Below are 23,371 nucleotides of genomic sequence, written 5' to 3' on the forward strand. Positions count from 1 at the left end.
GGGGGGGGGGGGGGGGGGTTGGGGGGTGGGGGGGGGGGTGGGGGTGGGGGGGGGGGGGGTTGGGGGGGGGGGGGGGGGGGGGGGGGGTGGGGGGTTTGGGGGGGGGGGGGGGGGGGGGGCGCCCCCCCCGCTTCTGTGCTTCGGGTGGGTGAACTTTCGCAGGGAGAGTGAGCTGGTGGGACCCGCCCGCTAAGGCGTGGCATGAGCAGGTAAGCTGGTGCGGTTGCCACGGCGAGGGTGCCACGCGGTCTGCTGCAGTTTGCGGAGTTCGCTTGAGGCACCGTGATCGACGCGGTGCTCCGGGCCTGTGCCCAGTGCGCCTCTTGCCGAGCACTGAGCACCACCCACCGCTCGGCTCCGCCGATCACCGCCCGCAGCCCGCAAGCCGCAGACTTAGACGCAGCCCGATCAAAGTTTCAGGAGTATCCCCGTGTCCGAGGTAAAGATCAGCGCCGAGCCCCGTACCGAGTTCGGCAAGGGTGGTGCCCGCCGCACGCGCCGGGCTGGCCTGGTGCCTGCCGTGCTGTACGGCCACGGCGAGGCGCCCCAGCACATCGCGCTGCCGGCGCGGGAGTTCGCTGCCGCGATTCGGCACGGCGGCCTGAACCAGGTGTTCACCATCGACATCACCGGCGGCACGGGGACCACCCTGGCGTTGCCGAAGGCGATCCAGCGTGACCCGATCAAGGACACGTACGAGCACGTCGACCTGATCATCGTGAAGCGGGGCGAGAAGGTCCAGGTGGACGTCCCGGTGACGCTGGTCGGCGAGGCCGCCAAGAACACGCTCGTGGTGAGCGAGAGCATGACGCTTGCGGTGACGGCCGAGGCGCTGCACGTGCCGGCCGCGCTCGAGGTTTCCATCGAGGGCCTGGAGGCGGGCTCGCAGGTGACCGCCGGCGACGTGACGCTGCCGAAGGGCACCGAGCTGGCTGTGGACGCCGCGCACGTCATCGCGATCGTGTCGCAGGCGCAGACTGCCGCGCAGATGGAGGGTGACACCGGCGAGGCGACCGAGGAGGCCGCCGAGGGCGAGGCCACCGAGGAAGCTGCCGGCTGACGCCGACGCCAACACCCAACAGGGAAAGTGCCGGCTGGCACTTTCCCTGTTGTCGTCTCTAGGAGAGCTGATGACCGAGGTCGCACCCTGGCTCGTCGTGGGCTTGGGCAATCCGGGCCGGGAGTACGCCGCCAACCGGCACAACGTCGGTTTCATGGTGGCGGAATTGTTGGCGTCCCGGGTGGGCGGCAAGTTCGGGCGGCACAAGCGGGCGGTGGCCGAGGTGGCGGAGGGCCGGCTCGGGTTCGGCGGCCCGAAGCTGATCCTGGTGAAGCCGTTGACGTATATGAATCTGTCGGGGGCGCCGGTGGTGGCGTTGGGGCAGTTCTTCAAGGTGCCGGTGGAGAATGTGATCGCGGTGCACGACGAGTTGGACGTGCCGTACGGCGATATCCGGGTGAAGCGCGGCGGCGGTGAGGGTGGTCACAACGGGCTGCGCTCGATGTCGAAGTCGCTGAGCAGTAAGGAGTACGCCCGGGTGCGGTTCGGCATCGGGCGGCCGCCGGGCCGGCAGGATCCGGCGGATTTCGTGTTGTCGGATTTCTCCTCGACGGAGCGCAAGGAGCTGGAGTTTCTCGTGGATCGGGCAGCCGATGTGGTGGCGGCCGTGGTGCAGGAGGGCGTCGAGTGGGCGCAGAACAAATACCACGGAAACTGACTTTCTGAGGTCCAAACAGGTAGATCCTTTAGACCCTTTTGTCCGTCTATCGGTCCCGTGACGCCGCCCGCTGTTAGCGCGTTGGTCACATAGCGCATCGCAACGATGCGCGGGAATCGACGGTGCGGGGGAGGGTCGGGTGACACAGGACCTGTCCGGCAGCCGCGAGGTGCGGCTGGACGAGACGACGGTGATCCTGCCGACGATCCAGCGGCGCGGCGGTTCGGAGTCGGCCCGGGTGGACGTCGTCCCGGAGACGCACGGCCCGGCGAATCATCCACCCGCCAACCACGGCCCGCGCCCGCACCGCACATCGCCGCACCGCGATCGGAGTCGCAACAGCAAGATTCCCTCGCCGGCCCGCCCGGCCGCTGACGAGGACAATGCGCCACCGCAGGCCGGCCAGGTCGGCACCGACCGGGCGCGGAACCAGGCAGCGGACCAGCTGTGGTCGCCGCGGCCCAACCGGTCGGCGGCGGCGCGGCCGACAGCCCGGCCCTTCGTCCGGGTACGCGGCAAACACGCGGCCATGTCGCGGCGGCAGCGCTGGGAGCGCCGGTACGTGCAGGCGCTCGTCCTGTGTGACCTGGTCGCCGGGATAGCCGCGGGCGCGGTGACGTTCGGGCTGCGGTTCGGCGACGAAGTGACCGCGTACAACCAGTGGTACTTGTTGCTGTCGGCGCTGTTGCCGGTGGCGCTGCTGGCTGTCCTGGTGGTCAGTCGGGCGTACGAGCGGCGCTACCTGTTCGTCGGCACGGACGAGTACCAGCGGGTGTTCCGGGGCGGCATCGGCCTGATCGCCACCGTCGCCGTCGTCTCGTACGCCTTGGAGCTCGACCTCGCCCGCTCGTACGTCCTGGCCGCCCTCCCCACGGCGATCGTCTCGGCGGTGGTCCTGCGGTTCGCCCTGCGTAAACGGCTGCATCTGGAGCGTGCGCGCGGCGAGAGCCTGCGCCGGGTGCTGGTGGTCGGGCACGAGTTGTCGGTCATCGGGATCACCCGGCAGTTGCGCCGCGAGCGCTATCACGGCCTGGAGGTGGTCGGTGCCTGCCTGCCGCCGGAGCGCGACGGGCCCGGGGAACTGGCGGACGGCCGGTTCCGGCCGCGGGCCAGCGACGTCGATTTGCCGGTGTATGGCACTTTCGACGACGTGGCGAACGCGGTGGACGCGGCCGAGGCGGACACGGTCGTGGTGCTGAGCTGCCCGGAACTCGACGGGGTGGTGTTGCGCCGGCTCGCGTGGCGGCTGGAGCGCGACGAGGTCGATCTGGTGGTGGCGAGCGCGCTGATCGATGTGGCCGGTGCGCGGACCACGATCCGGCCGTTCGACGGCCTGCCGATGCTGCACGTCGAGCATCCCCGGCTGCACGGGGGAGCCCGCATCGTCAAAGATCTCTTCGATCGGCTCGGTGCGTTGTTTCTGCTGGTCATCTTCGGTCCGGTGTTGTTAACCGTCGCACTGTGTGTCCGGCTGACGTCGCGGGGGCCGGTACTCTTCCGGCAGGTACGGGTCGGGCGTGACGGTTCCGAATTCCGCATCTTCAAGTTCCGCAGCATGTATACCGACGCCGAGGCGCGGCTCGCTGAGCTTCGGCACCTCAACGAGCACGACGGTGTGCTCTTCAAGATCCGTGACGACCCGCGGGTGACCCCGGTCGGACGTTGGCTGCGGCGGCTGTCTCTTGACGAACTGCCGCAATTGCTGAACGTTCTGTCAGGTCAGATGTCGTTGGTCGGCCCGCGGCCGCCGTTGCCGTCGGAGGTGGCCGCCTATGCCGACGACGTGCGGCGCCGGCTCGCGGTCAAACCGGGCATGACGGGCCTCTGGCAGGTATCCGGTCGTTCGGACCTCTCCTGGGAGGAGGCGGTCCGGCTGGACCTGCGCTATGTGGAGAACTGGTCCCTGGGCTTGGACCTGGTGATCCTTTTGCGGACCATGACCGCGGTGGTCCGGTCGTCGGGAGCGTACTGAGAGTCGTGAGGAGAGCGATGAGCGAGCAGACAGGGACGTCGGCCCGCATTGCGGGACAGCGGGAACCGGAGTCCGGCGGCACACCGCCGGTGAACGACTCCGCGTTCGCCCGCTGGCTGGCGGACCGCGCCGGGCAGGTGCTGCTCCAGGTTCGTGCGGACATGGGTTACGCGGACGGCAAGGCGTTGAAGGCCGCGGGCGACAAAGCTGCGCACGACCTTTTGCGTACGGAGCTCGCCCGCTGGCGGCCCGCCGACGCCGTGCTGTCGGAGGAGGACGACCACGCCCGGGTGGCATGGCAGGACGGCGAGCCCGGCATCATGCGACCGGACCGGCTGGACGCCTCGCGGGTCTGGATCGTGGACCCGTTGGACGGCACTCGGGAGTTCTCCGAGGAGGGCCGCAGCGACTGGGCGGTGCACGTCGCGCTGTGGACCGCCGACTGCAAGAGCCCGAGCTGCCTGTCCGCTGGTGCGGTGGCGATGCCGGCCCAGCACCGTACGTTAGGAACCGATCACACTCCGGCGTACCCGCCGCTTCCGGCGCCGAGCGTCCCGCCCGCGCCGATCCGGATCGCCGCGAGCCGGACCCGGCCGCCGGCCTTCGTCACCGCCCTGGCCGAGGACATCGGCGCGGAGCTGGTGCCGATGGGCTCGGCCGGTGTCAAGATCGCCGCGGTGATCAGCGGCGAGGCCGACGCCTACGTCCACGCCGGCGGCCAGTACGAGTGGGACAGCGCCGCGCCGATCGCTGTGGCGGCAGCCACCGGATTGCACACTTCCCGAATCGACGGAAGTGAGTTGAAATACAACCAGGCCGATCCCAAGTTGCCGGATCTCCTGGTCTGTCGGAAGGATCTCGCCCCCCGTTTGCTGGCAGCGTTGCAGCGGCACCTCCCGTAACCTGACCCCCGCACCCCCACGGAATCGAAAGGCTAGGGATCCTGTGAGCCAGGCGAAGCCCTACCGCGTCTCCCATCTGGACGCCCTGGAGGCCGAGAGCATCTTCGTGATGCGCGAGGTGATGGCCGAGTTCGAGCGGCCGGTGCTGCTGTTCTCCGGCGGCAAGGACTCCATCGTCATGCTGCGGCTGGCCGAAAAGGCCTTCGCCCCGGCCCGCGTCCCGTTCCCGGTCATGCACGTCGACACCGGGCACAACTTCCCCGAGGTGCTCGACTACCGCGACGCCCGGGTCACCGAGCTGGGCCTCAACCTGGTGGTCGCGAGCGTGCAAGAGGCGATCGACTCCGGCCAGGTCCGCGAGCTGCCCGACGGCACGCGCAACCGGATCCAGACCCCGGTGCTGCTCGCCGCGGTCGAGAAGTACCGCTTCGACGCCCTGTTCGGCGGCGCCCGCCGCGACGAGGAGAAGGCCCGCGCCAAGGAGCGGATGTTCAGCTTCCGCGACGAGTTCGGCCAGTGGGACCCGAAGAACCAGCGGCCCGAGCTCTGGTCGCTGTACAACGGGCGGCACCACCCCGGCGAGTCGATCCGCGTCTTCCCGCTGTCCAACTGGACTGAGCTGGACGTGTGGCACTACATCGCGAAGGAAGAGATCGCGCTGCCGAGCATCTACTACGCCCACGACCGCGAGGTCGTCGAGCGCGACGGGATGTTCTACGCGGTGAACGAGTTCATCACTGCGCGCGCGGGCGAGAAGGTCGAGACCCGCCGGGTGCGCTACCGCACCGTCGGCGACGCGTCGCAGACCGCCGCCGTGCTCTCCGACGCTGACACGGTCGAGAAGGTCATCGACGAGGTGGCGGCGACCCGGATCACCGAGCGCGGCGCCACCCGGGGCGACGACAAGGTCAGCGAGGCCGCGATGGAAGACCGCAAGCGGGAAGGCTACTTCTGATGAGTCAGGCAGTTCTGGAGACCGAGGCGGCCGCCGCCCGCAACATGGACCTGCTGCGGTTCGCCACCGCGGGCAGCGTCGACGACGGCAAGTCGACCCTGATCGGCCGGCTGCTCTACGACACCAAGTCGCTGTTCTCCGACCAGCTCGAAGCGGTCGAGGCGGTCAGCGCGGCGCGCGGCGACGAATACACCAACCTGGCGCTGCTCACCGACGGCCTGCGCGCCGAGCGGGAGCAGGGCATCACGATCGACGTGGCGTACCGCTACTTCGCGACGCCGCGGCGCAAGTTCATCATCGCGGACACCCCGGGGCACATCCAGTACACCCGGAACATGGTCACCGGCGCCTCGACCGCCGACCTGGCGCTGATCCTGGTCGACGCCCGCAAGGGCCTGGTCGAGCAGTCGCGTCGGCACGCCTTCCTGACCTCACTACTGCGCGTGCCGCACCTGGTGCTGTGCGTCAACAAGATGGACCTGGTCGGCTGGGACAAGGAGGTGTACGACCGGATCGCCGACGAGTTCACCTCGTTCGCCGCGAAGCTGGACATCACCGACCTGACGATCATCCCGATCTCCGCGCTGGAGGGCGACAACATCGCCTCCCGCTCGGAGAAGAGCCCCTGGTACGAAGGCCCGTCGCTGCTGCACCACCTGGAACACGTCCACATCGCGTCCGACCGCAACCTGGTCGACGTCCGCTTCCCGGTGCAGTACGTCATCCGCCCGCAGTCGACCACGGTCACCGACTACCGCGGCTACGCAGGTCAGGTCGCCTCCGGCGTCCTCAAGCCCGGCGACGACGTGCTGGTCCTGCCGTCCGGAATGACCAGCAAGATCGCGGCGATCGACACCGCGGACGGCCCGGTCGACGAGGCGTTCCCGCCGATGTCCGTGACGGTCCGGCTGCGCGACGAGATCGACATCTCCCGCGGCGACATGATCTGCCGGCCGAACAACGCCCCGGCGGTCGCCCAGGACCTCGAGGCGATGGTCTGCTGGATGGACGAGACCGCGCCGCTGCGCGTCGGTGCCAAGTACACGATCAAGCACACGACGCGGACGGCCCGCACGGTCATCCGCGGCCTGCAGTACCGGCTCGACGTCAACACGCTGCACCGCGACGAGGACGCCGGTCAGCTCGGCCTGAACGAGATCGGCCGGGTCAAACTGCGCACCACCCTGCCGCTGCTCGCCGACGAGTACCGCCGCAACCGCACCACCGGCGGCTTCATTCTCATCGACGAGACCACCAACCGGACGGTCGGCGCCGGCATGATCATCGAGGCCTCCTGACCTCGGCGAACTGACCCGAAAGCAGCCCGTCCGGCACTGCGCCGGGCGGGCTGCGACGTTCCCAGCTGCCGGCGGCGCCGGACGGCTGTGCTTCGGAGCGTCGGTGAAGTCGCGGCTAGCGGTCGTCGTCGCGCGAGGTGGCGTCCTCGATCGCCTCGCTGATCGCCCCGGTGAGGTCGCCGGACGGGACCGCGATGCTCTCGCCGTCAACCTCGTCGGGCCTCGTGGTGGCCCGAGTGGGCTCGGGTGCGGTAGCGGCGCCGGCGAAGCCGAACTCGTTGGGTCGGTTCTCGTCCGATTCGACTGTCATGCCTGGCGCATACCCAGCACGCCGGGACGGTATTCCGCTGGAGAGGCGGCGGGCACCGGGGCCGGGAGTGACCGGCCAGATGGTGGGGGAGCCGTAAGAGTGGGTGCGGTAGGCGTCCTCGACCGCGGCCGTGACCGCAGCTGCCCGGTCCGCGTCGATCAGGGCGAGGACGCAGCCGCCGAAGCCGCCGCCGGTCATTCGGGCGCCGTAGGCTCCCGCAGCCAGCGCGGCCCCGACAGCCACGTCGACCCGGTCCACCGTGATCTCGAAGTCGTCGCGCATCGAGGCGTGTGACGCGGTGAGCAGCGGGCCGATCTCGCGGATGCGCCCGGCGCGCAGCAGCGCCACGGTGTCGAGCACCCGTTGGTTCTCAGTGACGACATGCCGGACCCGGCGGCGCATGACCTCGTCGTCGAGCTGGGACAGCGCCGCGGGCAGGTCCGTGACGTCGCGCAAGGCGGGAACGCTGAGAATGCGCGCCGCGTCCTCGCAGGAGGCCCGGCGGGCGCCGTACTCGCCGTCGACGTGCCGATGGGGGGTGTTGGTGTCGATCACCAGGATGGTGAGGCCGGCCGCGGCGAGGTCGAACGGGATCTGCTCGACCGCGAGCGAGCGGCAGTCCAGGAACAGGGCCCGGCCGGCTTCGCAGCGCAACGATGCCGACTGGTCCATGATCCCGGTGGGCGCGCCCACGTAGGCGTTTTCGGCGCGCTGGGCGATTGCAGGCCGATCAGCGAGCGGCAGGTTGAGCCCGCCCAGTTCGACGAGGGCGGTCAGCACCGCGGACTCGAGCGCTGCCGAGGAGGAGACGCCGGCGCCGACGGGCACGTCCGAAGCGAGGGCGATGCGGGCGGGCGGCACCGCGTGGCCCGCGTCGCGCAATGCCCAGACGACGCCGGCGATGTATGCAGCCCAGCCGGTGACCGTGCCAGGAGCCGGGTCGGTGAAATTCACCGGCTCCGGGGCGAAGTCCGAACACACCGTCCAGCCGGGGCCCGCAGCGGCTGGCCCACTGGTCGGCGCAATGGGGGCTGGCCCACTGGTCGGCGCGATGGCGGCTGACTCGCTGGTCGGCCCAACGGCGGCTGACTCGCTGGTCGGCGCAATGGCGGCTGACTCGCTGGTCGGCGCAACGGCGGCTGACTTGCTGGTCGGCGCAACGGCGGCTGACTCGCTGGTCGGCGCAATGGCGGCGACGACCTGTTGGGGTAGGGCGAAGGGTAGGACGAAGCCGGCGTTGTAGTCGGTGTGCTCGCCGATCAGGTTGACCCGGCCGGGGGCGGCCCACAGCCCGGCCGGGTCGGTGCCGAAGGTGGCGCGGAAGGCCGCAGCGGCCGCGGGGGCGACGTCCACGGTGCTCAGCTCACGCGACGTGGGCGCGGTAGAAGTTCCAGGCGTCGCCGATCATCTCCTGCAGGGTGTTCTTTTCCGGCACCCAGCCGAGCTCGTCGCGCGCGCGCTGCGAGGAAGCGACCAGGGTGGCGGGGTCGCCCTCGCGGCGGGGGGCGACCTCCACGGGCAGGTCGGTGCCGGTGACCTCGCGGGCCGCTTCGACGACCTGGCGGTTGGAGAAGCCGTTCCCGTTGCCGAGGTTGTAGATCTTGTGTTCGCCGCCGGTCGCGGCGTCCAGGGCGAGCAGGTGGGCCCGGGCGAGGTCGACGACGTGGATGTAGTCGCGGACGCAGGTGCCGTCCACGGTGGGGTAGTCGTCGCCGAAGAGCTGCAGCTTGTCGCGCTTACCGGCGGCGACCTGCAGGGCGATCGGGATGAGGTGGGTCTCCGGGTCGTGCCGCTCGCCGATGGTGGTGCCGTCTCCGCGGATCAGCGCGCCGGCCACATTGAAGTAGCGCAGCGAGACCGCGGCCAGCCCGTGCGCGTACGCCTCGGAGGTCAGCGCGAAGTCGAAAGTCAGCTTCGTGGCGCCGTACGTGTTGGTGGGGGCTTTGGTGGCGTTTTCGGTGATCGGCAGTTCGGTGGGGTTGCCGTAGACGGCGGCGGTGGAGGAGAACACGACGCGGGGGACCCGGGCGGCGCGGATGGCGTCGAGCAGCGCGAGTGACCGCTGGACGTTGTGGTCCCAGTAGATCTCGGGCTTGGTCATCGACTCGCCGGCGGCGATCAGGCCGGCGAAGTGCAGGACGGCGTCGAAGCCCGCGTCGGGGGTGAGCACTGAGCCTGCGTCGGCAATGTCAGCTTGGACGAAGGTAGCGTCGGGGGCGACCGCTTCTCGAAAGCCGGTGCTGAGGTTGTCCAGGACGACGAGCTCGTGCCCGGCGTCGAGCAAGAGGCGGCTGGTGACGCTGCCGACGTAGCCGGCGCCTCCGGTGACGAGAAGTTTCACCACACGACCTTTCGTTGCACTGCTGGCAGGCGAGTTCGCCGTCCAGGGTCACTCAATAACGCTCACAAGTCAACACGATCGAACATGGACGCGAGCCACGCCGGGCGTTTGACGGGACGCCCGCCGAGACTGACACAATGGCGCTCATGTCCGACGCCGACCGCCGACCGCGGGTGCTTTCCGGCATCCAGCCGACCGCCGACTCGTTCCATATGGGCAATTATCTCGGAGCGGTCCGCAACTGGGTGGCCATGCAGGAAACGGCCGACGCGTTCTACTGCGTCGTCGACCTGCACGCGATCACCATGGGGCACGACCCGGTGGCCTTGCGCAACCGCACCCGGCTCTCCGTGGCCCAGCTGCTCGCCCTCGGCCTCGACCCCGAGCGGTGCACCCTGTTCGTGCAGTCGCACGTCCCGGAGCACGCCCAGCTCGGCTGGGTGCTGAGCTGCATCACCGGGTTCGGCGAGGCCGGGCGGATGGTCCAGTTCAAGGACAAGTCGGCGAAGCAGGGCTCCGACACCACCAGCGTCGGGCTGTTCACCTACCCGATCCTGCAGGCCGCGGACATCCTGCTCTACCAGGCGGACGCGGTGCCGGTCGGCGAGGACCAGCGGCAGCACCTCGAGCTGACCCGCGACCTGGCCCAGCGGTTCAACACCCGGTTCGGGCGGACGTTCACGGTGCCTTCGGCGTACATCGTGAAGGACACAGCCAAGATCACGGACCTGCAGGACCCGACCGCCAAGATGTCGAAGTCGGCGTCCTCGCCCAACGGCATCATCGAGCTGCTGGAAGACCCCGCGCGCTCGGCCAAGAAGATCAAGTCGGCGGTCACCGACACCGGCCGGGAGATCCTCTACGACGAGGAAAACAAGCCGGGCATCAGCAACCTGCTCACCATGTACGCGGCGCTCACCGCGCGGACCATAGACGAACTGCTCGAGCAGTATGACGGCCGCGGCTACGGTGACCTCAAGAAGGACCTCGCCGAGATCGTGGTGGAGTTCGTCAAGCCGGTGCAGGAGCGCACCCGGACCTACTTGGAGGACCCGGGGTACCTCGACAAGGTGCTGGCGATCGGCGCGGAGAAGGCGCGGGCCGTGTCGGCGGCGACGCTGGCCACGGCGTACCAGAACATCGGCTTTCTCAGCCCGTCCCGTGGAGCCTGACCCACGGTGACGGACACGGCGACACCCACGACGCGGATCGGCGTCGCGATCGACATCCCCGCACCGTGGGGACCCGAGCTGACCCGGCGCCGGGCCGAGGCGGGCGACCCGCAGGCGGCGTACACGCCCGCGCACGTCACCCTGCTCGGCCCGACGGAGATCCCGACCGCGGCGCTGCCGGCTGTCGAGCGGCACTTGGCGAAGGTCGCGGCGGCGCAGGAGCCGTTCGTCGTGCACCTGCGAGGGACCGGCACGTTCCGGCCGATCACCGAGGTGGTGTTCGTGACGCTGGCCGCCGGGATCAGCGAATGCGAGCTGCTGGCCGCCGCCATCGTCGAGGCCGAGGCGGTGCACCGTGACTCCCGGTTCCCGTACCACCCGCACGTCACGGTCGCGCAGGATGTCGACCCCGCCGCGCTCGATGCGGTCTTCGACGATCTTGCCGAGTTCGAGGCGCGCTTCGACGTGCCGGCGTTCACGCTGTTCTCGCATGATCTCTCCGCCGCTGGCGATGGTCCCTGGCAGCGCCGCCGCGACTATTCCCTGGGTGTTCCGGGCTAGCCGACCTTCCATTGGGTACGGTCACCCGCGTGAACGTCATCGACCGGGCGTACGCGGCGGTCGAGGCACGGATCATGGCCTGGCGGCACCGCTCGCGCACCTTCGACCACCTGAGCCGGGCCGCGCTGCGCTACGACGAGGTCTCTGGCGGACGGCTCGCGGCGGCCATCGCCTACTACGGTTTCTTCGCGGTGTTCGCGCTCGCCTTGATCGGCTACTCGGCCTTCGGTTTCTTGATCAAATCCAATGTGGCGCTGTTCGACGTCGTGCAGGAGTTCCTTCGGCAGAATCTGCCGTTCCTGGACGTGAAGGCCATTCTCGACAGTGGCCGTACGGTCGGCATCGTCGGCATTCTGGGCTTGATCTTCACCGGCATCGGCTGGGTGGAGGCGATCCGGTCCTCGCAGCGGCTGATCTGGCGGCTCAACGAGCAGCCGGGCTACATCGTCGTCCGGCAGGTGGTCGACCTGCTCGTGCTGGTCGGCATCCTGCTGCTGCTCACCGTCTCGGTCGGCGCCGTGTACGGCCTGGAGGCAGTGCTCGAATGGCTGGCCGACGGCCGGGTCGGCGTCCTGCTGCAGATCATCAGCGTGGTGCTGACCATCGGGGTGAACATGCTGCTCGCGGCGGCGCTGCTGGCCGCCGTGCCGCGGCTGCGGATGACAGCGCGGCGGATGGCCCCGCCCGTCCTGCAGGTGGGCATCGGGATCTACCTGCTCAACACCGTGGGCAAGTCGTTCGTCGGGCTGATCCAGCGCAACCCCGCGTACGGTCTGGTCGCCAGCGCCGTGGGCCTGCTCGTCTATCTCTACGTCTTCAACCAGCTGCTGCTCTTCGGTGCGGCGTGGGCGGCGACCAGTCCGCACGGCCGGGTCGTCGACCTCTCCGCGGACGATAAAACCGCTCCAGTGGGGCAAAATGCCTGGATCCGGCACCGACGCCCGGAATGATGTTCGGGTGGGCACTCTCGTGACGTTGCACCTGCCGCCCGGCTCACCCGTGGCCGACCTGCCGTGGATCATCACCATCGGTCCGCTGGACGACGACGAGGGGTGGGAGCCGCTGGTCTGCGGGCCGTACGAGCGGCCGCACGCGCTGGCCCTGGCGCAGGCCGTCGTCGCGGATGAGGACCTGATGGCGGTGGTGGAGCCGTTGCTGCCGCTGGCCGACGCCGAGGCAATCCGGGCCGAGGTCGAGCTGGCCAAGTCCGGGGGCAGTCCGGATGCCGGTGCCGAGGAGCTGTCCGCGGAAACATTCGACAGTGCTGAGCCGCGGCGCACGACGCCGGGCCGTCCACCCACGCGGGAAGAGGTGCGGGCCGGGTTCGCCCGGATCGCCGCCAAGCTGGCAGCCGCCGGGTAAAGCCGGCGCGCGGCGGCTCGGCATACTGGGCGCGTGGTGCTCTCCCGGAAGTGGTCCGCGTTCCTGATCGCCGTGGGCGGCTGGACTTGGCTGATCTGGCCCCGCTTCGGTGTGGCCATCTGGAAGGACGAGCGGTCCTTCGCGGCCGGGTCGCCGACGTCCTTCCTCTGGGTGCACGCGCTGCTGATCGGCGCATCCCTCGCGGTGGGCACGACGGTCGGTGTTCTCGGTATCCGGGCGTGGCGGGCAGCCCGGCCCCCGCGGTGACCGAATAATTTTCACGTTCGGGATCGCTGTACCGAAGGATTTACGGTGAGTGATGCCGCCGACGTGCTTTCCCGCGTTTTGACCCCGGAACTCCCATTCGGCGGGACTCCCGGTTGCGCGTAGGTAACGGTGAGCCAACAGTCCGGTGAGATCTCCTTCACGGCGCCTTTACCTGGGGCTACGCTCCCGACCTGAGATGCACCACGCTGTGTTGGTGCGCTGTGGAAGGAGGGCGTCTTGCGCCCAGTAAGTGGGAAGCGAATCGTTGCGATTCTTGCGGCGGGTGGGCTGACGCTCGCCGCCGCTGCCTGTGGCGACGCCCCGAAGGACACCCCTAGCGGTTCCGGTGCGAGCACTGCCGCGGCATACAAGGCGTGCATGGTCACCGACACCGGTGGCATCGACGACCGGTCCTTCAACGCCTCGGCGTGGGCCGGCCTGCAGGCCGCCAAGCAGAACCAGGCCAACGTCGACCCGAAGTACGCGCCGTCGACGGCTGAGGCCGACTACGAGCCCAACCTGCGCGCCTACGTCACGCAGAAGTGCAACTTCATCCTCTCGGTGGGTGGCCTGATGGGCACCGCCACCAAGAAGGTCGCGGACGAGAGCAAGAACCAGCAGTTCGGCATCGTGGACAGCGCCGTTGAGGGCGCGACCAACGTCTACCCGATGCAGTTCGCCACCGAGCAGGCCGCGTTCCTCGCCGGCTACCTCTCGGCGGGCTACTCGAAGAGCGGCAAGGTCGCCACCTACGGCGGCATGAAGATCCCGCCGGTCACCGTCTTCATGGACGGCTTCGCCGACGGCGTCGCGCACTACAACAAGACCAAGAGCAAGAACGTCCAGGTGCTCGGCTGGGACAAGGCCAAGCAGAACGGCACGTTCGCCGAGAACTTCGGTGACCAGGCCAAGGGCAAGACGATCACCAACACGTTCGTCTCGCAGGGCGCCGACGTGGTCATGCCGGTCGCCGGCGGCACCGGTCTGGGCACCGCCGACGTCGCCAAGGCGTCCGGTGGCAAGCTCTCCGTCGTCTGGGTCGACCAGGACGGCTGCAAGAGCGCCGAGCAGTACTGCGACGTCTTCCTGACCACCGTGGTCAAGAACATCGCGGGCGCCGTGGAGAAGGCCGTGGCTGAGGGTGCGGCCGGCAAGCCGCTCGCCTCGACCCCGGGCTACAAGGGCACGCTGGAGAACGACGGTGTCTCGCTGGCGCCGTACAACCAGTTCGACAGCAAGGTCGACGCGGCCCTCAAGGCCGAGATCGAGAAGCTGAAGAAGGACATCATCGGCGGCACCATCAAGGTCGAGTCGGCCAACGCCCCGAAGTGACCTTGTTTTGATCTAGCAAACCGGCCGCCGCGCGGTCGCGGGAACACTCCCGCGACCTGCGCGGCGGCTCTGCTCGGGCCGTTTCGACCCCCTCCCGTCGCAACGCCCGGCCCCTCGTCCAGGAGATTCCGCTGAGACTCGAGCTGCGCGGCATCACCAAGCGCTTCGGCGACCTGGTGGCCAACGACCACATCGACCTGACCGTCGAGCCCGGCGAGGTTCACGCCCTCCTGGGTGAGAACGGCGCGGGAAAGTCCACCCTCATGAACCAGCTCTACGGCCTGCTGCAGCCGGACGAGGGCGAGGTTCTCGTCGACGGGAAAGCGGTGACCTTCCGCAGCCCGCGCGACGCCATCGCCGCCGGCATCGGCATGGTCCACCAGCACTTCATGCTGGTGCCCGTCTTCACCGTTGCCGAAAACATCGCGCTCGGCGCCGAGAAGACCAAAGCCGGATTCCTCGACCGCCGCCGCGCCCGCCGCGAGGTCCTCGAGGTCTCCGAGCGGTACGGCCTCCCGGTCGACCCCGACGCCCTCGTCGAGCACCTGCCGGTCGGCGCGCAGCAGCGCGTCGAGATCGTCAAGGCGCTGACCCGCGACGTCGACCTGCTCATCCTCGACGAGCCGACCGCCGTGCTCACCCCGCAGGAGACCGAGGAACTGCTCGCGGTCATGCGCGGGCTGTGTGACGCCGGCAAGTCCATCGTCTTCATCACCCACAAGCTCAAAGAGGTCAAGGCGATCGCCGACCGGATCACCGTGATCCGGCGCGGTAAGACCGTCGGCACGGCCAGCCCGAGCGCCCCCGAGCATGAACTCGCGGCGCTGATGGTGGGGCGTGCGGTGAGTCTCGAAGTGGACAAGGCCCCCGCCGAGCCCGGCCGCGAAGTGCTGCAGGTCTCCGGCCTGATCGTCGACGACGACCGCGGCGTCCGCGCCGTCGACAACGTCGACCTGACCGTGACCGCGGGCGAGATCCTCGGCATCGCGGGCGTGCAGGGCAACGGACAGACCGAGCTGATCGAGGCGATCATGGGCCTGCGTAAGCCGCGGGCCGGGTCGATCACCGTCGACAACGAAGAGCTCACCGGCATGAGCACCAAGCAGATCCTGCGCTCGGGCGTCGGCTACGTCCCCGAGGACCGCAGCCTCGACGGCGTGGTCAAGGAGTTCTCCGTCGCCGAGAACCTGGTGCTCGACCAGTACGACCGGGCGCCGTACGGCAACTCGTTCCAGCTCAACCCGGCCGAGGTGCAGAAGTCGGCGCGCGAGCGGGTGGAGCAGTTCGACATCCGTACCCAGTCGGCGGACACCCCCGTCGGCACGCTGTCCGGTGGTAACCAGCAGAAGGTGGTCGTGGCCCGGGAGCTGTCCCGGCCGCTGCGGTTGTTCATCGCCGCGCAGCCCACCCGTGGTGTGGACGTCGGCTCGATCGAGTTCATCCACAAGCGGATCGTGCACGAGCGCGACGTGGGCACCGCCGTGATCGTGGTGTCGAGCGAGCTGGACGAGGTCGTCGGGCTCGCCGACCGGGTGGCGGTCATGTACCGCGGTCGGGTGCTGGCGATCGTCTCGCCGGACACCCCCCGCGACAAGCTGGGTCTGCTGATGGCCGGTATCACCGACTCGTCCGCCGCCAAGCCGGCGACGACCGACGGTGACGAGGCTGTAGAGAAGGGGACGAAGTGACTACCGACGGACCGGTCGGCGAGCAGAAGGACGCCGACGAGACGGCCGCCGAGACCGCTGTGGAAGGCACCGCCGCCACCAAGACGGCGGCGAAGAAAGAGCCGAACAAGCCCGGCGACGACGACTCCTTCATGAGTCACTTCCTACACAACCTGTGGTCGGCGAACACGGTCACCGTGACGCTGCTGTCGGTCGTGCTGGCGATGGTGATCGGCGCCGTGCTGATCATCGTCTCGGACGAGGCCGTGCTGAACACGTTCTCGTACCTCACCGCCCGGCCCGCCGACGCGTTCAACGCGAGCTGGGACCTGATCAGCACCGCGTACGCCGACCTGTTCAAGGGTGCGATCGTCGACCCAGCCGCCATCTCGGCCTGGGCGGACGGCACCGGTCCCGGCAAGACGGTCTTCGCGCCGATCTCCGAGACCCTGACGTACGCCGCACCGCTGGTCTTCACCGGTCTGTCCGTGGCAGTCGCGTTCCGCGGTGGTCTGTTCAACATCGGTGGTCAGGGCCAGGCGATCATCGGCACGATCACCGCGGCCGCGGCCGGCTTCCTGCTGCCGCTGCCGCCCGTGATCCACCTCGTCGCGGCGCTGCTGGCTGGTGCGCTCGGCGGCGCCCTGTGGGGCTTCATCCCGGGCATCCTCAAGGCCCGGACCGGGGCGCACGAGGTCATCGTCACGATCATGCTGAACTACACGGCCAGCCTGTTCCTGGGTTGGCTGATCCTGCAGAAGGGCATCCAGCAGCCCGGCCGCAGCGACGCGATCAGCAAGACCGTCGACGAATCGGCGCAGCTTGCGTCGTTCGGTGGCGAGCTGCGGGCCAACCTCGGCATCGTGCTCGCCGTGCTGGCTACGGCCGGCGTCGCCTGGCTGCTCAACCGCTCCGCGTTCGGCTTCGAGCTGCGCGCCGTCGGGCACAACCCGGCTGCCGCCAAGACCGCGGGTATGAGCGTCGCCAAGACGTACACGATGCTGATGGTCACCGCCGGAGCCCTCGCCGGCCTCGGTGGCGCGACCCAGGTCCTGGGCACCGCCTACGCGCTGACCCCGGCGGTCGCCGCCAACATCGGCTTCGACGGCCTGCTCGTCGCCCTGCTCGGCCGGAACCGGCCGTGGGGGACGCTGGGCGCGGCGATCCTGTTCGGTGCCCTGCGCGCCGGCGGTAACCGCATGCAGTCGTTCACCGGCATCTCCCTGGAGCTCGTCACCGTGATCCAGGCCCTGATCGTCATCTTCATCGCCGCTCCGGCGCTGGTGAAGGCGGTCTTCCACCTCCGCGCCGCCCGCACCGCACGGCTCGGCGCCTCCATGGCGAAGGGCTGGTGACCGGCGTGTCGACGGCGACAGTGGAAGAGACCGAGACGGCCGTGGCACCCGCCCGGTTCTGGGATCGGCAGCGGCGCCTCGGCGTCGGAATCGTGTTCATCGGCCTGCTGGCCACGGTGGTTTTCGGCGCGCTAGCGGCGTCCGAGACCGCCCGGTTCACGCTCAGCGAGGACGCCGAGGGCGCGGCACTGAAGATCAACGGGCAGCTCGGCGCGATCCTGTTCGGCATCATCTCGCTGGCCGCGGGCGGCGTGCTGCTCGCCGGCCTGCTCCGCAAGTACCAGACGGCAGTTCTCAGCATCGGCATCCTCAGCTTCGTGCTGTCGTTCCTGTGCTGGCAGGTCGCCGGCAAGTTCCTGCCCCTGGTGGACACCGCGAGCGGCACGCTCGAGCTGGCCGTACCGCTGATCCTCGGCGCCCTCGCCGGCGTGCTGGGTGAACGGTCCGGCGTGGTCAACGTCGCCATCGAGGGCCAGTTCCTGATGGGCGCCTTCGGCGCCGCCCTGGTCGGCACCATGGCTACCAGCGTGTGGGCCGGCGTGCTCAGCGCCGCCCTCGGCGGTGTGCTGATCGCGGCGATCCTGGCCGTCCTGGCCATCCGCTACCTGGTCGACCAGGTCGTGGTCGGCATCGTGCTGAACCTGCTGGCGCTCGGCATCACCGGCTTCCTCTACGAGCGGCTGATGCAGCCCGACGCCCAGTCCTACAACCAGCCGCCGAAGATGCCGGAGTGGGCCGTCCCGGTCCTGTCCGACATCCCGGTCATCGGCCCGGTCCTGTTCGACACCAACGGGCTGGTATTCCTCGCGCTGATCCTGGTCTTCGTCGTGCACTTCGGGCTCTCCCGCACCCGCTGGGGTCTGCGGACCCGAGCGGTCGGCGAGCACCCGACCGCGGCGGACACCGTCGGCATCCGAGTCCGCGGCCTGCGCTACCTGAACGTGCTGCTCGGTGGCCTGATCGCGGGCGCCGGCGGGGCGTACTTCACGCTGGCGGCGACCGGCAGCTTCAACAAGAACATGACGGCGGGCGCGGGCTTCATCGCGCTGGCCGCCCTGATCTTCGGCCGGTGGACCCCGTTCGGGGCGCTGGGCGCGGCGCTGTTCTTCGGCTTCGCGCAGAAGCTCGCCACCTACCTCAGCGCGGTGGGGAGCCCGGTGCCCAGCCAGTTCCTCAACATGCTGCCGTACCTGGCGACCATCGTCGCCGTGGCGGGTCTGGTGGGTCGCGTGCGGGCACCGGCCGCCGACGGGCAGCCGTACATCAAGAGTTGAGCCGTCCGGGCGCGGACCGGGGAGCCGGTCCGCGCCCGCTCGGCGTGGGGCAGAATCGGCGGCATGGAGATCGACTGGGCATCGCTTCGGGCTGCGGCCGTCGAAGCGATGCGGCACGCGTACGCGCCCTACTCGGACTTTCCCGTCGGCGTGGCCGCACTGGTGAACGACGGCCGGGTGGTCGTCGGCTGCAACGTGGAGAACGCGTCCTACGGCGTGACGCTCTGCGCCGAGTGCGGGCTCGTCAGCTCGCTGCACGCGACGGGCGGGGGCCGACTGGTCGCCGTGTCCTGCGTCGACGCCACCGGGCAGCCCCTGATGCCGTGTGGCCGCTGCCGCCAGCTGCTCTACGAACACGGCGGACCGGAGTGCCTGGTCGAAGCCCTGCCCCGGCCGCTGAAGATGTCCGAGCTGCTGCCGAACGCGTTCGGCCCCGACGACATCGACAAGGTCACCGGCGCGGCCGAGGTGCTGGAAGTGCCGGCGCAGCTCGCCAAGTGGCGGGGCCGCGGCACGGTCTTCGTGCACCCGGACCTGTCCGGCGGCACCCAGGTGTGGACCGGTTACTGGGAGCGTTCCGGCGGAAGCCCCGAAGAGAGTGACGCTGACAAGGGCATCCTCGAGGAAGGCCCGATCTTCCCCAGCGCCGCTACGGCGGTGACCTGGGGTCGCACCCGTACGTCCCGGGTGGTTGTGGTGGACGCGGAAGGCGGGCTCGCATGGGCCGGCGAAGGTGAACCGCCGGAAGGTATCGGCGCGAAGTGGGAAGAGCAGTGATGAGCGAGTTTGCGGCTGTTGACGTCATCCGGGCGAAGCGGGACGGGCACATGCTGTCCGATGCGCAGATCGACTGGGTCGTGGACGCGTACACGAAGGGCGTCGTCGCCGACGAGCAGATGTCCGCGCTCGCGATGGCGATCCTGCTGCGCGGCATGCAGCCTGGCGAGATCGCCCGCTGGACCGCGGCGATGATCGCCAGCGGCGAGCGGCTCGACCTGTCCGCGGTGAGCCGCCCGACGGTCGACAAGCACTCCACCGGCGGCGTCGGTGACAAGATCACGCTGCCGCTGACCCCGCTGGTCGCCGCGTGCGGTGCCGCGGTGCCGCAGCTCTCCGGCCGCGGCCTCGGCCACACCGGCGGCACCCTCGACAAGCTCGAGTCGATCGCCGGCTGGCAGGCCCGGATCAGCAACGACCAGTTCGTCAAGCAGCTGCAGGACATCGGCGCGGTCATCTGCGCCGCCGGCGAGGGCCTGGCCCCGGCCGACCGCAAGCTGTACGCCCTGCGCGACGTCACCGGCACCGTCGAGGCCATCCCGCTGATCGCCAGCTCGATCATGAGCAAGAAGATCGCCGAGGGCACCGGCGCGCTCGTGCTGGACGTGAAGGTCGGCACCGGCGCGTTCATGAAGGACCTGGACATGGCCCGCGAGCTGGCCCGGACCATGGTCGAGCTGGGCGGGGCGCACGGTGTCAAGACCGTCGCGCTGCTGACCGACATGAACACCCCGCTGGGCCTGACCATCGGCAACGCCATCGAGGTCGAGGAGTCGGTCGAGGTGCTGGCCGGCGGCGGACCGGCCGACGTCGTCGAGCTGACCCTGGCCCTGGCCCGGGAGATGCTGGCCGCGGCGGGCATCGACGCCGACCCGGCCGACGCGCTGCGCTCCGGTGCCGCGATGGACGCCTGGAAGGCCATGATCCGCGCCCAGGGCGGCGACCCGGACGCGCCCATGCCGACCGCCCGCGAGACCGAGGTCCTGCGTGCAGAAGAGGACGGCGTGGTGGCATCGGTGGACGCGCTCGGCGTCGGCCTCGCCGCATGGCGGCTCGGCGCTGGTCGGGCCCGCAAGGAAGACCCGGTGAGCTTCGGGGCCGGCGTCGTGCTCAAGGTTCGCCCCGGCGACCGGGTCAGCGCCGGCGACGTGCTGCTCGAGCTGCGTACGGATGACGCCGCCCGGATCCCGGCGGCCCAGGCCGACGCGGCCGCGGCCATCCGGATCGGCGCGGAGGCGACCGCGCCCGGCCCGCTCTTGCTCGACCGCATAGCCTGACCATTCATGAAAGCCGCCCCCGACCCCCGCGCGGTACGCGACGCGAGCCTGGACGAACTGCGCCGGCTCGGCCTGCCCCTGCCGCCACCGGCGTTTCCGCTGGTGTGGGAGCCGGGGGACGGGGTGGAGCTGCGGCCCACGGGCGAGCTGGAGGCCCGGGCCGCGGTCCTGCACGTGGTCGTGGCCCGGTGCTTCGGCATGCCCGCCGAGACCGCGATGAGCTGGCTGCTCAACTCGAAGCTGGTGGACTTCGTCACCCCGCCGGAGTGGCAGTTCGTCGCGGGCGACAAGGGTGATCACCGGTCGTTCGTGCTGCACCACGACGCGGCGTTCGCGCTGGCGTGGCTGCTCGGGCTGAGCCGCCACCTCGACCCGACGGCGCCGCCGGAGGACCGTTTCATGCGGCAGATGCCGGACCTGCCGGGCGGGGAGTTGTTCAATGCCTGGCGGTCCCGGTCGCTGGTGGCGCCGCGGGACGCGGTCGAAGCGGCGGTGCTCCTCGACCTCTACTACTGCCTCGACTGGGCGTTCCAGGAGGCCGAGCGGGCTGGTGTCCGGCCGCCCGGCGAGGTCGACAGCAACGCCGTCGGCCAGCGCCGGTGGGCCCTCGAGTGGGCGGTGCTGTTCTCCGGGCCGTACCACGAGGCTCCACCGGAATGGGAAGAAGTCGACCTGTCGGTCTAAACCCGTCGATAGACGGTCAGATCAACGGCCGCGGTCACCTCGTGGGTCCCGGCCGCGTCGCGCGGGACGTGCCGGGCACTCGGCGTCATTCCGATCAACGTACGGGTTTGCGCCGCCGACAACCGCAACACCTGGCGCAGCCCCCAGGAGTTCGTCACGGCGAACCCGGAGCCCAGCGAGTCCGCCACCCGTTCCGCCTTGTCCGGGTCGACCTTGATCAGCCCGAACTCGGCGATCAGCTCGGCGAGGTGGTCGGCGGCCGGCGTGACGACCAGCAGGAGGCCGCCAGGCCGCAGGACGCGGTGGAACTCCGGACCGTTGCGGGGCGCGAAGACGTTCAGCACCACACTCGCTGAGGCATCGACCAGGGGAAGCGGGCGCCAGAGGTCGGCGAGAGCGGCAGCGGCCCGGGGATGTGCCCGGGCGGCGCGGCGGAGGGCTGGCTTGGAGACGTCGATGCCCAGGCCTTGCGCGCCGGGGTGGGCGTCGAGGAAACCGGCCAGGTAACTGCCGGTGCCGGTGCCGGCATCGAGGACCAAGCCGGCGTCGCTCGGGCCGGCTTCGACGCTCAGGCCGGCTTCGTTGCTTACGCCGTAGTCGACGCTCAGGCCGGCTTCGTTGCTTACGCCGTAGTCGACGCTCAGGCCGGCTTCGTTGCTTACGCCGGCTTCGACGCTCAGGCCGGCTTCGACGCTCAGGCCGGCTTCGACGCTCAGGCCGGCTTCGATGTTCGGGCTGGCGCCCGGATTCGCCGCGGCGGCCAGTGCTTCGGCGATGAATGCGTAATGTCCCTCGGTGAGGAATTTCTCCCGGTCCGCGATCATCTCGACCGTGTCCCCCGAGTGGGGCGACCGGCCTGCCGTCAGGTTCACGTACCCCTGCCGCGCGATGTCGAAAGAGTGCCCGAGGGGGCAGCGCAACGCCCGTTCGTCGGCCTTCGCGAGTGTTCCGGCACACACCGGGCACCGCAGGTATGCCAATGCGCCGTCGATCATCGTCCGTGCCCCTCTAACATCTGCTGATGACTGCCATCTCCTACGACGACATAGTCAAGGCCCCGAAGGCTCTTCTGCACGACCACCTCGACGGCGGGTTGCGACCCGCAACGATCGTGGAGCTGGCGGACGCCGTCGGGCACGAACTCCCCGAGACCGACCCGGCAAAGCTGGGCGAGTGGTTCGTCGCCGCCGCCGATTCCGGATCGCTGGAACGCTACCTGGAGACCTTCGCGCACACGGTCGCGGTGATGCAGACCGAAGAAGGCCTGCACCGCGTCGCCAAGGAATGCGCGCTCGACCTCGCCGCCGACGGTGTGGTCTACGCCGAAATCCGGTACGCGCCCGAGCAGCACCTCGAAAAGGGTCTCAGCCTCGACCAGGTGGTCGACGCCGTGCACGCGGGCTTCGCCGACGGCACCGCCGAGGCCGCTGCCCAGGGCCGCCAGATCAAGGTCGGCACGCTGCTGACCGCAATGCGCCACGCCGCCCGCTCGCAGGAGATCGCCGAGCTGGCCGTGCGCTACCGGGACACCGGCGTGGTCGGCTTCGACATCGCCGGCGCCGAGGCCGGCTTCCCGCCCACCCGCCACCTGGACGCCTTCGAGTACCTGCAGCGGGAGAACTTCCACTTCACGATCCACGCGGGTGAGGCGTTCGGCCTGCCGTCGATCTGGCAGGCGATCCAGTGGTGCGGCGCGGACCGCCTCGGCCACGGTGTCCGGATCGTGGACGACATCACCGGCGGAAACCTGGGCCGCCTCGCCTCGTACGTCCGGGACAAGCGCATCCCGCTGGAGCTGTGCCCGTCCTCGAACGTGCAGACCGGCGCGGCTGCCTCGATCGCCGAGCACCCGATCGGGCTGCTGAAGGACCTGCGGTTCCGCGTCACGGTCAATACGGACAATCGGCTCATGAGCGGCACTTCCATGTCCAAGGAAATGTCACTGCTGACCGAAGCATTTGGCTGGGGTTGGAGTGAACTCCAGTGGCTGACGATCAACGCGATGAAGTCCGCCTTTATCCCGTATGACGAGCGTTTGTCGCTTATCAATGACGTGATCAAGCCGGCGTACGCGAAGTTGCTGGCCTGAAGTCACGTTTTAACCGGCATGAGCGACACGTACGTACTTTCGTCGCGGGATACTGGCG

General features: G+C 69.6%; 21 protein-coding genes and 2 pseudogenes. 19 read left to right on the top strand and 4 right to left on the bottom strand.

Features of this window, described 5'->3' with window-relative positions; genetic code table 11:
* Positions 1–430 precede the first annotated feature (430 nt).
* From ACIA1L_RS28390 to cysN, 6 genes are all read left to right on the top strand, one after another.
* The gene (locus ACIA1L_RS28390; protein WP_396076049.1) at positions 431–1,060 is read left to right on the top strand and encodes a 50S ribosomal protein L25/general stress protein Ctc; all 630 of its coding nucleotides are present in this window, start codon (positions 431–433) and stop codon (positions 1,058–1,060) included.
* 70 nt (positions 1,061–1,130) lie between these two features.
* Positions 1,131–1,718, top strand: coding sequence for an aminoacyl-tRNA hydrolase (gene pth, locus ACIA1L_RS28395; RefSeq protein WP_396076050.1), 588 nt, complete (start codon positions 1,131–1,133; stop codon positions 1,716–1,718).
* A gap of 139 nt (positions 1,719–1,857) precedes the next feature.
* Positions 1,858–3,690, top strand: coding sequence for an exopolysaccharide biosynthesis polyprenyl glycosylphosphotransferase (locus ACIA1L_RS28400; protein WP_396076051.1), 1,833 nt, complete (start codon positions 1,858–1,860; stop codon positions 3,688–3,690).
* 17 nt (positions 3,691–3,707) lie between these two features.
* A complete protein-coding gene (locus ACIA1L_RS28405; RefSeq protein WP_396076052.1) occupies positions 3,708–4,592 on the top strand; it encodes a 3'(2'),5'-bisphosphate nucleotidase CysQ in 885 nt (294 codons plus the stop codon).
* A 43-nt stretch (positions 4,593–4,635) separates the two neighbouring features.
* Positions 4,636–5,547, top strand: a complete 912-nt coding sequence (gene cysD / locus ACIA1L_RS28410; protein WP_396076053.1) for a sulfate adenylyltransferase subunit CysD — start codon at positions 4,636–4,638, stop codon at positions 5,545–5,547.
* A complete protein-coding gene (gene cysN, locus ACIA1L_RS28415; protein WP_396076054.1) occupies positions 5,547–6,845 on the top strand; it encodes a sulfate adenylyltransferase subunit CysN in 1,299 nt (432 codons plus the stop codon). The genes cysD and cysN overlap by 1 nt, the downstream gene beginning before the upstream one ends.
* Positions 6,846–7,197: 352 nt before the next feature.
* On the opposite strand, the pseudogene galK reads toward cysN, so the two are convergent.
* From galK to galE, 3 genes and pseudogenes are all read right to left on the bottom strand, one after another.
* Positions 7,198–8,157: pseudogene (galK, locus tag ACIA1L_RS28420) on the bottom strand (galactokinase); the annotation flags it as partial.
* A gap of 177 nt (positions 8,158–8,334) precedes the next feature.
* Positions 8,335–8,508, bottom strand: a pseudogene (locus ACIA1L_RS28425) (galactokinase family protein); the annotation flags it as partial.
* Between the two features lie 10 nt (positions 8,509–8,518).
* Positions 8,519–9,496 carry a UDP-glucose 4-epimerase GalE gene (galE, locus tag ACIA1L_RS28430; protein ID WP_396076055.1) on the bottom strand — a complete coding sequence of 326 codons (978 nt, stop codon included), beginning with the start codon at positions 9,494–9,496 and terminating at the stop codon, positions 8,519–8,521.
* Positions 9,497–9,642: 146 nt separating this feature from the next.
* Between galE and trpS the strand changes: the two genes are divergently transcribed.
* The 12 genes from trpS to ACIA1L_RS28490 all read left to right on the top strand — a co-directional run bounded on the left by trpS (position 9,643) and on the right by ACIA1L_RS28490 (position 21,224).
* Positions 9,643–10,668 carry a tryptophan--tRNA ligase gene (trpS, locus tag ACIA1L_RS28435; protein ID WP_396076056.1) on the top strand — a complete coding sequence of 342 codons (1,026 nt, stop codon included), beginning with the start codon at positions 9,643–9,645 and terminating at the stop codon, positions 10,666–10,668.
* A 6-nt stretch (positions 10,669–10,674) separates the two neighbouring features.
* Positions 10,675–11,229 carry a 2'-5' RNA ligase family protein gene (locus ACIA1L_RS28440; protein WP_396076057.1) on the top strand — a complete coding sequence of 185 codons (555 nt, stop codon included), beginning with the start codon at positions 10,675–10,677 and terminating at the stop codon, positions 11,227–11,229.
* Between the two features lie 29 nt (positions 11,230–11,258).
* Positions 11,259–12,179, top strand: a complete 921-nt coding sequence (locus ACIA1L_RS28445; RefSeq protein WP_396076058.1) for a YihY/virulence factor BrkB family protein — start codon at positions 11,259–11,261, stop codon at positions 12,177–12,179.
* A 7-nt stretch (positions 12,180–12,186) separates the two neighbouring features.
* On the top strand, positions 12,187–12,591 hold the full coding sequence (locus tag ACIA1L_RS28450) for a hypothetical protein (protein WP_396076060.1): 405 nt from the start codon (positions 12,187–12,189) through the stop codon (positions 12,589–12,591).
* 33 nt (positions 12,592–12,624) lie between these two features.
* Positions 12,625–12,858 (top strand): SCO4848 family membrane protein, encoded by a 234-nt coding sequence (locus ACIA1L_RS28455; protein ID WP_396076061.1) that lies wholly within the window; start codon positions 12,625–12,627, stop codon positions 12,856–12,858.
* 237 nt (positions 12,859–13,095) lie between these two features.
* The gene (locus ACIA1L_RS28460) at positions 13,096–14,190 is read left to right on the top strand and encodes a BMP family protein (RefSeq protein ID WP_396076062.1); all 1,095 of its coding nucleotides are present in this window, start codon (positions 13,096–13,098) and stop codon (positions 14,188–14,190) included.
* A gap of 176 nt (positions 14,191–14,366) precedes the next feature.
* Positions 14,367–15,878: an ABC transporter ATP-binding protein gene (locus ACIA1L_RS28465; RefSeq protein ID WP_396076063.1), complete on the top strand. Its 1,512-nt coding sequence runs from the start codon at positions 14,367–14,369 to the stop codon at positions 15,876–15,878.
* Positions 15,879–16,009: 131 nt separating this feature from the next.
* Positions 16,010–17,212 (top strand): ABC transporter permease, encoded by a 1,203-nt coding sequence (locus tag ACIA1L_RS28470; RefSeq protein ID WP_396076152.1) that lies wholly within the window; start codon positions 16,010–16,012, stop codon positions 17,210–17,212.
* A 5-nt stretch (positions 17,213–17,217) separates the two neighbouring features.
* Positions 17,218–18,486, top strand: a complete 1,269-nt coding sequence (locus tag ACIA1L_RS28475) for an ABC transporter permease (RefSeq protein WP_396076153.1) — start codon at positions 17,218–17,220, stop codon at positions 18,484–18,486.
* Positions 18,487–18,549: 63 nt separating this feature from the next.
* Positions 18,550–19,263, top strand: a complete 714-nt coding sequence (locus ACIA1L_RS28480) for a cytidine deaminase (protein WP_396076064.1) — start codon at positions 18,550–18,552, stop codon at positions 19,261–19,263.
* Positions 19,263–20,540, top strand: coding sequence for a thymidine phosphorylase (locus ACIA1L_RS28485; RefSeq protein ID WP_396076065.1), 1,278 nt, complete (start codon positions 19,263–19,265; stop codon positions 20,538–20,540). Before ACIA1L_RS28480 ends, ACIA1L_RS28485 begins: the two co-directional genes overlap by 1 nt.
* 6 nt (positions 20,541–20,546) lie before the next feature.
* Complete coding sequence (locus tag ACIA1L_RS28490) at positions 20,547–21,224, top strand: DUF4272 domain-containing protein (protein ID WP_396076067.1); 678 nt, start codon at positions 20,547–20,549, stop codon at positions 21,222–21,224.
* On the opposite strand, the gene ACIA1L_RS28495 is transcribed toward ACIA1L_RS28490, so the two are convergent.
* Positions 21,221–22,219: a putative RNA methyltransferase gene (locus ACIA1L_RS28495; protein WP_396076069.1), complete on the bottom strand. Its 999-nt coding sequence runs from the start codon at positions 22,217–22,219 to the stop codon at positions 21,221–21,223. The genes ACIA1L_RS28490 and ACIA1L_RS28495 overlap by 4 nt on opposite strands.
* Positions 22,220–22,245: 26 nt before the next feature.
* Between ACIA1L_RS28495 and ACIA1L_RS28500 the strand changes: the two genes are divergently transcribed.
* Positions 22,246–23,313 (top strand): adenosine deaminase, encoded by a 1,068-nt coding sequence (locus ACIA1L_RS28500; RefSeq protein WP_396076070.1) that lies wholly within the window; start codon positions 22,246–22,248, stop codon positions 23,311–23,313.
* Positions 23,314–23,371 lie beyond the last annotated feature (58 nt).

The sequence above is a fragment of the Actinoplanes sp. NPDC051859 genome (assembly GCF_044452725.1).
Lineage (GTDB): Bacteria > Actinomycetota > Actinomycetes > Mycobacteriales > Micromonosporaceae > Actinoplanes.

Bases quoted from the DNA above. Each gene is read 5' to 3' on its own strand.
- pth (WP_396076050.1), top strand. From the start codon at position 1,131: ATGACCGAGGTCGCACCCTGGCTCGTCGTGGGCTTGGGCAATCCGGGC.
- ACIA1L_RS28405 (WP_396076052.1), top strand. From the start codon at position 3,708: ATGAGCGAGCAGACAGGGACGTCGGCCCGCATTGCGGGACAGCGGGAA.
- cysN (WP_396076054.1), top strand. From the start codon at position 5,547: ATGAGTCAGGCAGTTCTGGAGACCGAGGCGGCCGCCGCCCGCAACATG.
- trpS (WP_396076056.1), top strand. From the start codon at position 9,643: ATGTCCGACGCCGACCGCCGACCGCGGGTGCTTTCCGGCATCCAGCCG.
- ACIA1L_RS28470 (WP_396076152.1), top strand. From the start codon at position 16,010: ATGAGTCACTTCCTACACAACCTGTGGTCGGCGAACACGGTCACCGTG.
- ACIA1L_RS28480 (WP_396076064.1), top strand. From the start codon at position 18,550: ATGGAGATCGACTGGGCATCGCTTCGGGCTGCGGCCGTCGAAGCGATG.
- ACIA1L_RS28485 (WP_396076065.1), top strand. From the start codon at position 19,263: ATGAGCGAGTTTGCGGCTGTTGACGTCATCCGGGCGAAGCGGGACGGG.
- ACIA1L_RS28490 (WP_396076067.1), top strand. From the start codon at position 20,547: ATGAAAGCCGCCCCCGACCCCCGCGCGGTACGCGACGCGAGCCTGGAC.
- ACIA1L_RS28495 (WP_396076069.1), bottom strand. From the start codon at position 22,219: ATGATCGACGGCGCATTGGCATACCTGCGGTGCCCGGTGTGTGCCGGA.
- ACIA1L_RS28500 (WP_396076070.1), top strand. From the start codon at position 22,246: ATGACTGCCATCTCCTACGACGACATAGTCAAGGCCCCGAAGGCTCTT.